Genomic DNA, 10,333 nt, shown 5'->3' on the forward strand with positions numbered 1-10,333 from the left:
TATTTTCGCGATTTAAGGTTTGTCCTTCCTACAAATCCTTCAGTAATACTTTACTTGCTTTTTTATAGTATTCTTCTCTGGATTCGGTCAGCACCTTCCATTCGTCGTTGAATTCTTCGTCTTTGTCAATTTTGAAATTCTCGGAGCCGTATGTGTCCAAACGGTCTAGCAGGACAGCCACATTCAATTGATTGATATCCATTGAAGGCTGGTAACCGATTTCTTCACTTTTTTCGTCGGTAACCACCTCGTGAATCAATTCTATTTCCTGTAACTGATAAAGTACCTGGTTTGTCAGCCGGATAGGAATCTGGTGTTCTTCCGATATTTCTGCAGCCGTATAGGGCGGTTTGTTCTTTTCGAATCGTTTGGCTATGAGTGACATAATCAGGATGGATATAAAATCCCGGTATCGTCTGCTGATGTTACGGGTGTCCTGGTCAAAGCTGAAGCTGCGGATATTTTGTCCGGCATACGTCAGTTCGGCTCCAAACAAACAGATTGTCCAGGATATCTGCAACCAAAGCAGAAATAGGGGGAGTGCGGCAAAACTACCATAAATGGCATTGTACTTTGACACCCACAACTGGCTGTTGATGTACAGAAACTGAAAAGCCTGATAAGCGGACCCTGCCAGAATACCTGCAATGAGTGCATGCTTGAATTTCACTTTCGTATTCGGCATAAAGATATACAACCCGGTGAACATCAGCCATGTCAGGACGAAAGGAATAAGCCGTATCATGAATTTCATGACAGGAGCGAGCAGAACGAAATCATCCATCTGTTTGAGAATGGTGCTCATAAACAGGGAAAGTCCTCCGGATACCACGATCAGAATCGGCATCAGCAGGAACATGGAGAAATAGTCCGTAATCTTGCGATACATGGATCGTGCTTTTTTCACTTCCCAGATACGGTTGAAGGTGATTTCAATATTACTGACCAGATTGATAACCGTCCATAACAACATCACCAAACCGACTCCAATGAAAATACCTCCTTTAGTCTGTGAAAGATAGGAATTGACAAATGAGAGAATGGCCTCCGTTGTTTCTATATTCCCTCCGAAGCCGTTGCGGAACTGATGTTCCATCAGGTTGTCAAATCCGAAACCGCGTGCTACGGCAAACAGAATGGCAAGTATCGGTACAATGGCAAGCAATGTGCTATATGTCAGTGCAGAAGCCTTATTGGCCATTTGGTCTTTGGTAAACCGGTTGATGCAAAGATAGACGGTCTTTATAATATTGTAGAGTGAGAACTTGGTCCGGGTCACTTCGTCTTCCGTAATGCGCCAGATGTCATACGTAAGAAACTTCCATATATCGGTGATTTTCTTCTTCATGGTTCTTCGCTGATTACTAATTGCAAGCAACTAATTACTGATTACAACAGCCTTGCTCGAACAGTCGATCCTCATCCATTAGTCATTTGTAATTAAATGGATAATTAAAAGAAAAAGCAGTCAGCCTATAAGCCGAGTTCTGTACCCCATATAATTTCCGATTATTAATCTTTAATTATATCAGGTGCCTGTCATTTATCTGAGTGGCGTGTCACCACGACACTTTAGCGGTCTACCCTCCGACATGGAGCGAGCAACTCTCATAACGCCGGTTTACATGACCTTACAACTCCTAAGACGTACAGCCCGCATGTCGCCATGCGACTGGTGGGCTCTTACCCCACCTTCTCACCCTTACCTCTCCCCGAAAGGAGCGGCGGTTATTTTCTTCTACGTTACTCTACCCTCGCGGACAGCTTTCTGTTAGGAAGTAGGATGCTCTATGTTGCCCGGACTTTCCTCCTGCACGAAACATGCACGCGACAGACCGGCCAACTGCTTTAGACTGCAAAAATACGTCATTTATTTTGTTTTAGCCAAAGAAAGTGTCACAAATAGAAATAATTTCTAACTTTGCTATCATTAAAATGGATTTTAATGAAGAAGAATATCCTCCTTTTCTATTGTTTCCTGGCGATGACGGCAGCTAGTCTGAAAGCACAGGAAATACGCCCCATGCCTGCCGATTCGGCTTATGGGGTAGTACATATTTCAGTTTGCAATTTGCGCGAGGAAGGCAAATTTACTTCCGGTATGAGTACGCAGGCATTGTTGGGAATGCCGGTCAAGGTACTTCAGTATAACGGTTGGTACGAGATACAAACACCGGATGATTATACCGGATGGGTGCACCGGATGGTGATTACCCCCATGTCGAAAGAACGGTATGATGAATGGAACCGGGCGGAAAAGATAGTGGTTACCTCGCACTACGGATTTGCGTATGAAAAGCCGGATGAGAGTTCCCAACCCGTATCCGATGTTGTTGCGGGCAATCGTTTGAAGTGGGAGGGGAGCAAAGGACATTTCTATCAAGTATCTTATCCCGACGGTCGGAAAGCATATCTTTTGAAATCCATTTCCCAACCGGAAACAAAATGGCGTGCTTCACTGAAACAAGATGTTGAAAGCATCATTGAAACCGCTTACTCAATGATAGGAATTCCTTATCTTTGGGCAGGAACCTCTTCCAAGGGAGTGGATTGTAGCGGACTGGTACGAACCGTACTTTTTATGCATGACATTATTATCCCTAGAGATGCCTCTCAGCAGGCCTATGTGGGCGAACATATCGATATTGCCCCTGACTTCTCTAATGTCAAACGGGGGGATCTGGTGTTTTTCGGCCGGAAAGCGACTGCGGAACGTAAAGAAAGTATTTCTCACGTCGGCATTTACCTCGGAAACAAGCAGTTTATCCACGCGTTGGGAGATGTGCACGTCAGCAGCATGAATCCTGCGGATCAAAACTATGATGAATTTAACACGAAGCGTTTACTTTTTGCTGTCCGTTTCTTACCTTATATAAATAAGGAGAAAGGAATGAATACCACAAATAAGAACCCCTTTTATAAATAAAAGAATGCAGAACAGGAGAGATTTTTTGAAAACGGCAGCTTTGGCTGCTTTTGGTTCGGGGTTAGTAGTCCGTCAGGCATTAGCCGGAGAATCGTCGCTTTCTACCATTCATATAAATAAGCTCGGTTTGGGAGGGAAGATGAAAATGACTTTTTTTCCTTATGAACTGAAGTTGAGGCACGTGTTTACAGTTGCCACTTATTCGCGTACAACAACTCCCGATGTGCAGGTAGAAATAGAATATGAAGGCGTGACGGGGTACGGAGAAGCCTCTATGCCTCCTTATTTGGGAGAAACAGTAGAGTCTGTGATGAATTTCCTGGGGAAAGTGAATCTGGAACAGTTTAGTGATCCTTTTCAGCTAGATGACATTTTGTCATACGTTGACAGCCTCTCACCAAAGGATACGGCAGCGAAAGCTGCGGTAGATATCGCCCTTCATGATCTGGTAGGGAAACTGTTGGGCGCTCCCTGGTATAAGATATGGGGATTGAACAAAGAAAAGACACCTTCCACTACCTTTACGATAGGTATCGATACGCCGGATGTGGTACGGGCGAAAACAAAAGAGTGTGCCGATCAGTTTAATATATTAAAGGTGAAACTGGGACGGGATAATGATAAGGAGATGATTGAAACCATTCGTTCGGTAACAGACCTTCCGATAGCAATAGATGCCAATCAAGGATGGACAGACCGCCAATATGCGCTCGATATGATTCATTGGTTGAAAGAAAAAGGCGTTGTGATGATAGAACAGCCCATGCCTAAGGAGAAGCTAGAGGATATTGCCTGGATAACGCAACAGAGCCCGCTACCGATATTTGCGGATGAATCCTTGCAGCGTTTGGGAGATGTAGCCGCTTTGAAAGGTGCTTTCACGGGAATCAATATAAAGCTGATGAAGTGTACCGGTATGCGTGAAGCATGGAAGATGGTGACATTGGCTCATGCACTCGGCATGCGTGTGATGGTGGGCTGTATGACAGAGACTTCCTGTGCTATTTCTGCAGCTTCACAGTTTTCGCCATTAGTTGATTTTGCCGATCTGGATGGCAACCTGCTTATCTCTAATGATCGTTTTAAAGGGGTGGAAGTGGTGAAAGGAAAGATCACCCTGAATGACTTACCCGGAATCGGTGTCATGAAAATCTGACTTTACTGAATGAATGTCAGAGTGTTAAAGCCATCTGACATACAACGAATGTAAATTTGTCAGGTGTTGTCGTTAACCGCTGTTAAGCTCCAAATATTCTCTGTTAAAAGTGGACAAAAAAGAGTGACAAGTAGAATAAGTGAACGATATTTGTTATTATTTTAACGTCGTAAAAGTTAAAACAATGTCGAATATTAACATTTTAAAGAATTATAAATCATGAAACAAACAACAAAGAACATTCTGGGAGTAGGAGCAATCGTTCTTCTTAGCTCAGGAGTTGCAGGATTGACAACTTACAAACTGTTGCAATCTAACGAAGCTGCCAAAGAGACGTCTTTCAATGAGATGTTCAAGCAGAATCCCAATGTAAAATTGGCTGCTTTTGATGCTGTGAACGCCCAACCTGTTGATTTGACCCAGGCTGCTGAGAATTCGCTTCATGCTGTCGTACATATAAGGTCTACTCAAGAAGCTAAAACAAGAACTGTTCAGCAAGCGCCGGACATTTTCGATTTCTTTTTTGGTGATGGACGCGGACAGCAACGTCAGGTACAGTCTCAACCTCGTGTAGGTTTTGGTTCGGGAGTAATCATCTCGAAGGATGGATATATCGTAACGAACAATCACGTGATTGAAGGTGCGGATGAAATCAGTGTGAAACTGAATGATAACCGTGAATTTAAAGGACGCGTGATTGGTACTGACCCTAGCACCGACCTTGCGCTGGTGAAAATTGAGGGTGATGATTTTCCGACTATTCCGGTGGGAGACTCCGAAGCGTTGAAAGTAGGAGAGTGGGTATTGGCAGTAGGTAACCCGTTCAATTTGAACTCTACTGTAACTGCCGGTATCGTAAGTGCAAAAGCCCGTTCTCTGGGAGTATATAATGGTGGTATAGAATCATTCATCCAGACGGATGCTGCCATCAACCAGGGTAACAGTGGTGGTGCACTGGTAAATGCCAAAGGTGAATTGGTTGGTATCAATTCAGTGCTTTCTTCTCCGACAGGTGCTTATGCAGGATACGGTTTTGCTATCCCGACCAGCATTATGACGAAAGTAATTGCCGACCTGAAACAATACGGAACAGTACAACGTGCATTGCTCGGTATTCGTGGTGGCTCTATCGGTAGCAGTTTGATGGACGACCGTCAACCGATTGACAAATCCGGTAAGACACTGGCAGATAAAGCTAAAGAACTGGGTGTTGTAGAAGGAGTATGGGTGTCTGAAATCGTAGAGAATGGTTCTGCTGCAGGAGCTGATATCAAAGTCGATGACGTAATTATCGGTGTGGATAATAAGAAAGTCTCTAATATGGCTGACTTGCAGGAAGCACTTGCTAAACATCGTCCGGGTGATAAGGTGAAAGTGAAACTGATGCGCGATAAGAAGGAAAAGACCGTTGAAGTAACGTTGAAGAACGAGCAAGGTACTACCAAGATTGTGAAGGATGCAGGTATGGAAATCCTGGGAGCTGCTTTCAAAGAGTTGCCGGATGACTTGAAGAAGCAATTGAATCTGGGCTACGGTCTGCAAGTGACAGGAGTTTCCTCCGGTAAGATGTCGGATGCGGGAGTTCGTAAAGGCTTCATTATCCTGAAAGCTAATGACCAGCCGATGCGCAAAGTCAGCGATCTGGAAGAAGTGATGAAAGCTGCTGTTAAGTCTCCGAACCAGGTATTGTTCCTGACTGGTGTGTTCCCATCAGGTAAACGCGGATATTTCGCTGTCGATCTGACTCAAGAGTAATATATAAAATAAGGTAAGAAGATCACAGGATAAGCTAATGAAATAGAAAAAGGATGCCGCCAATCAACTTGTCGGCATCTCTTTTTGTTTTATTAGATGAAAAATATAGTGTAAAAGTTACTTAATTTTGTATGTTAACAAATTATTTGTCGTAACTTTGCACTCCAAATCTGTTTTTAAAGAATGAGACAACTAAAGATTACCAAAAGTATCACTAACAGAGAGAGCGCTTCTCTTGATAAGTATTTGCAGGAAATCGGCCGTGAAGACCTGATTACTGTCGAGGAAGAAGTGGAACTCGCTCAACGCATTCGTAAGGGTGACCGTGTAGCATTGGAAAAATTGACACGTGCCAATCTTCGTTTCGTCGTATCTGTGGCTAAACAGTACCAAAACCAAGGTTTGAGTTTGCCTGACTTGATTAATGAAGGCAATTTAGGACTGATTAAGGCTGCCGAGAAATTTGATGAAACACGTGGATTTAAGTTCATTAGCTACGCTGTATGGTGGATTCGCCAGTCTATTCTGCAAGCATTGGCAGAGCAGTCGCGTATTGTTCGTCTCCCGTTGAATCAGGTAGGTTCGCTGAATAAGATCAGCAAAGCCTTCTCGAAGTTTGAACAGGAAAACGAGCGGCGCCCGTCTCCCGAGGAGTTGGCAGACGAACTGGAAATTCCGGTTGATAAAATCTCTGATACGCTGAAGGTATCCGGCCGTCATATTTCGGTGGATGCGCCTTTTGTGGAAGGGGAGGACAACAGCCTGTTGGATGTGTTGGTTAACGATGATTCGCCAATGGCGGACCGCTCTCTGGTTAATGAGTCTCTTGCGAGGGAAATTGATAGAGCTCTTTCTACGTTAACCGATAGAGAAAAAGAAATCATTCAGATGTTTTTCGGTATCGGACAGCAAGAAATGACATTGGAAGAAATCGGCGATAAATTTGGCCTCACACGTGAGCGCGTTCGTCAGATTAAAGAAAAAGCAATTAGAAGACTTAGACAAAGTAATCGTAGTAAATTGCTCAAATCTTACTTGGGATAAGTAAGGAATATCAGTTTCTGAAAGAAAAAAGAATTTGAGTCGCATAAGTCGCACTTTTCATATAGAAGAATGTACTTATGCGACTTTTTACATAAGCCCCATTCTATAATTCAATCTTATACTATGCGAGTTTAATGAAAAGGTCAGTTTTAATATCATTGGTTCTTATTGCTTTGGGAGCTGGGATGGTGGCATATGCAAAATGTGCGGCATCCTCTTCTGATTCGGTGCCTGCTAAAGTAGAGCAGCGTTTGCGGGAGAAAGCACAGGCGGGAAAGGCTTATTGTGATAAGAACGGATATAATACGAATTATTGCTTTCTGGTAGATTTCAGTATTCATTCTGGTAAGAGGCGTTTCTTTGTATGGGACTTCAAGGGAGATTCCGTGAAATATGCCAGTCTCTGTGCTCATGGATATGGGAAAAATAGCACTGTGTCCAAACCTGTATTCAGCAATGTGGAAGGTAGCTATTGCTCTTCGTTGGGGAAATACAAGGTGGGTATCCGGTCGTATAGCAAGTGGGGAATCAATATTCATTATAAATTACATGGATTGGAAGCGACGAATAATAATGCTTTCAAGCGGTATATCGTGTTGCATTCTTATACTCCATTGCCGGAAACAGAGGTATATCCTTTGCATCTTCCGTTAGGAATCAGTCAGGGGTGTCCTGTAATATCTGATGAAGTGATGAGGAAAGTTGACGGGTTGCTCAAAGCGGAAAAGAAACCAGTCCTGCTATGGGTCTATGACTAAGAAATGCTATTTATTTGAGATAAATAGAGGTAATCTCCTCTTTTTTGTTACCTTTGCAAGGTTAAAAATTATATGATATGAAATACGTAAAAATACTATTTGCAATTGCACTTGTGTTTACCATGTGCTCCGCTTTTTCCTTGAAAAAAGACCACTCTAAACCAGTTTATGCTTTTGGAATTTCTGCTTCATTTACGGATACAGTAGTCTATTTCACGGACATTCAGATATTAGATAGTGCGAAGGTCAGCAAGGAAGGTTTCTTGTCTCACCGTGAGTTATATAGTTATCAGTTGAAGAATTATCTGGAGGATAATCAGTTGCAGCAGAATAGTACATGTATGATTTACTTCTCGGAAAACAAGAAGAAATTAGAGAAAGAAGCAACGAAGATTCTGAATAAATACAAGAAAAATAATAGAATGACGGTGTCGCGGATTGATTCCGATAAATTCCATTTTACGAAACCGGAAGAGTAATAAGCAATAGTTGAATTGTTAATATAATAAGAGATGCAGTTTTGCATCTCTTATTTTTTTACCTTTGCCTCGTCATTAATAAAAAATATTATGAGAAAGATTAAAATATTATTCCTTTTGTTCTGTGTTGCAATGTTGATGGCAGCTTGTCACGATGATGAAGAAGCTCCTATTACACCTCAACCACGTGAACAGGTGGGGCGTACTGTGTTGATATATATTGTAGGTGATAATGGGAACAGCGAACTGTCTACTCTCTTTAAAAATAATTTTAGAGACATGAAAAAGGGGATGGAAGAGGTTGACTATTCCAAATGCAACTTAGTGGTTTATAGCGAAATGGTTGATGATGTTCCCCATCTTATTTCATTAAAAAATCAGAATGGTGAAGTAGTGGCAGATACCCTTTTTACTTATGCTGAGCAAAATCCTTTAGATAAGAATGTGATGTCTGCTGTTATTTCTCAAACAGTTAGTTACTTCCCTGCAGATAGTTATGGCTTTGTTTTTCTATCTCATAGTTCTTCATGGGTGCCGGCTACTAAAGATGCAAACTCTCGCTCAATCGGATATTATCGTCTAACCCAAATGAATATCCCGGATTTTCATGAAGTGTTATTGTCTTCTTTTCCTAAACCTCTGAAATTTATCTTATTTGATTCGTGTTCTATGCAGGCTGTTGAAGTAGCTTATGAGTTACGCGATTGTGCAGAATATTTTATTGGTTCACCTACTGAAATACCAGGGCCTGGAGCACCTTATAGTGCGGTTGTTCCGGAAATGTTTACTGAAAATAATTTACCCATTAATATCGCAAATGCTTATTTTGATTATTATGAAAGATATTATACAGGTGAAATACCATGGAGTGATGCTAACTGGACAGGTGGAGTTGCTATTTCTGTGATTAATAGTACTGCTTTAGATAATTTCGCTATGGTTACTAAAACTATTATTCCTAAGTATATCAAAGATGAAAGCGTGGTAGATCGTAATGGTATATTGCTTTATGATTTTAATAATCATGCCAATTATGATTTTGATAATTTAATTCAGACTTTGACGGGAGGAAAAGATAATACAGATTATCAGTTATGGCGTCAATCCTTCGTTGAGACTGTTATATATTCTAAGACTACCTCAAAAAATTATTCGGGAATAACCAAGAATATGTTTTCTATGGAAAAAGCAGAAGGACTTTCTACATACATTCCTAATGGAACGCATAGTTCTGCAATGAATAATTTTTATCGAACATTACAATGGTATTCCGCTGCCGGATGGAATGAGACTGGTTGGTAAATGCGAGAGGGAGTTTTCCAAATACCAACGCACGCAGGAGCCACCCTTGCAAAAATAAAGTCATGAATAGTGGAGCAGGTACAAAGGGGACAGTGGGGACACCGCATAATATTCTCACACACACACATGCGCGCGTATAATAAGGTAGAAAATAATGAAACGATGGGGGAAGAAGGGGATGGCGGTGAAGAATGAGTGTTACCGGGTAGTGAACCGCAATACCTCATTGTTTTTTTCTCCGAAGCTGACTGGCTGAACTGGTGAGCGTCTTATGAACCACGGAAGTCCTGTAAATGTCCGCAAATAGACTGATCTTTATTTTGAGGAATAATATCCACAGGTATTCTGCAAACATCGACGTTAACGGAATAGGGCTTATCTGTAAAGCCGGAGCGGACACTTCTACTGCCCATGTCACGCATATTCTGCCGTTCCTTCTTTCTGTAGACATTAGTTATCGTATGAATGTTGATGAGAATTTCTTCTTTGACAAGTAGAGAGCAGAATTGGTCTGTACATAGGTATGGTAGCTGGTGGCTGCCATGAGGTGAAGGAAGATATGTACCCCTCCTGACCCAATGCGGAATGTTTATCAATGTAGCTAGTCAGGGAGCATATATATGTACGCGTGTGTGTGATGGTGCCTCGAAAAAGTGTCCCTACTGTCCCCGCTTGTTATTAACAATGCGGTGATTTGGCAATGCTAAAGCGGCGCTTTACGAGTGCTAAAGCATAGCTTTAGCACTCGTAAAACATAGCTCTTCTAAGGCTTTCCTAATGCATCTGGTATTACTCTCATTTCCTCGTCTATTTCTACGCCCTTCTAATCCTATCAAAAAAAATATGTTCTACAACATCGTTATGCATCAGCACTTTAGCAAATGTATTCAAAAATAATTAGAAAAAATAGTTT

At 41.8% G+C, this 10,333-nt stretch carries 9 protein-coding genes and 1 other RNA gene; 7 read left to right on the forward strand and 3 right to left on the reverse strand.

Features of this window, described 5'->3' with window-relative positions:
- Positions 1-28: 28 nt before the first annotated feature.
- Both I2I13_RS21350 and rnpB read right to left on the reverse strand, forming a co-directional pair.
- A complete protein-coding gene (locus tag I2I13_RS21350) occupies positions 29-1,348 on the reverse strand; it encodes a YihY/virulence factor BrkB family protein (protein ID WP_099147404.1) in 1,320 nt (439 codons plus the stop codon).
- Positions 1,349-1,460: 112 nt separating this feature from the next.
- Positions 1,461-1,847: RNase P RNA component class A (gene rnpB, locus I2I13_RS21355), an RNA gene on the reverse strand.
- A 98-nt stretch (positions 1,848-1,945) separates the two neighbouring features.
- Between rnpB and I2I13_RS21360 the strand changes: the two genes are divergently transcribed.
- The 7 genes from I2I13_RS21360 (at position 1,946) to I2I13_RS21390 (ending at position 9,420) form a co-directional block, all read left to right on the forward strand.
- On the forward strand, positions 1,946-2,926 hold the full coding sequence (locus I2I13_RS21360) for an NlpC/P60 family protein (protein ID WP_195650454.1): 981 nt from the start codon (positions 1,946-1,948) through the stop codon (positions 2,924-2,926).
- A gap of 4 nt (positions 2,927-2,930) precedes the next feature.
- Positions 2,931-4,082: a dipeptide epimerase gene (locus tag I2I13_RS21365; RefSeq protein WP_148367907.1), complete on the forward strand. Its 1,152-nt coding sequence runs from the start codon at positions 2,931-2,933 to the stop codon at positions 4,080-4,082.
- 219 nt (positions 4,083-4,301) lie between these two features.
- Positions 4,302-5,837 carry a trypsin-like peptidase domain-containing protein gene (locus tag I2I13_RS21370; protein WP_148367908.1) on the forward strand — a complete coding sequence of 512 codons (1,536 nt, stop codon included), beginning with the start codon at positions 4,302-4,304 and terminating at the stop codon, positions 5,835-5,837.
- A gap of 183 nt (positions 5,838-6,020) precedes the next feature.
- Positions 6,021-6,881, forward strand: coding sequence for an RNA polymerase sigma factor RpoD/SigA (locus I2I13_RS21375; protein WP_002561589.1), 861 nt, complete (start codon positions 6,021-6,023; stop codon positions 6,879-6,881).
- A 134-nt stretch (positions 6,882-7,015) separates the two neighbouring features.
- Positions 7,016-7,639, forward strand: coding sequence for a murein L,D-transpeptidase catalytic domain-containing protein (locus I2I13_RS21380; RefSeq protein ID WP_148367909.1), 624 nt, complete (start codon positions 7,016-7,018; stop codon positions 7,637-7,639).
- Between the two features lie 77 nt (positions 7,640-7,716).
- The gene (locus I2I13_RS21385) at positions 7,717-8,118 is read left to right on the forward strand and encodes a hypothetical protein (RefSeq protein WP_004296669.1); all 402 of its coding nucleotides are present in this window, start codon (positions 7,717-7,719) and stop codon (positions 8,116-8,118) included.
- Between the two features lie 90 nt (positions 8,119-8,208).
- Entirely contained in the window at positions 8,209-9,420 is a 1,212-nt protein-coding gene (locus I2I13_RS21390) for a clostripain-related cysteine peptidase (RefSeq protein WP_195650455.1), read from the forward strand.
- Between the two features lie 269 nt (positions 9,421-9,689).
- Here the strand turns inward: I2I13_RS21390 and I2I13_RS21395 are convergent, their stop codons facing one another.
- Positions 9,690-9,833 carry a hypothetical protein gene (locus tag I2I13_RS21395; RefSeq protein WP_195650456.1) on the reverse strand — a complete coding sequence of 48 codons (144 nt, stop codon included), beginning with the start codon at positions 9,831-9,833 and terminating at the stop codon, positions 9,690-9,692.
- Between the last annotated feature and the right edge of the window lie 500 nt (positions 9,834-10,333).

Source organism: Bacteroides sp. D55t1_190419_B8 (assembly GCF_015558905.1).
GTDB lineage: Bacteria > Bacteroidota > Bacteroidia > Bacteroidales > Bacteroidaceae > Bacteroides > Bacteroides vicugnae.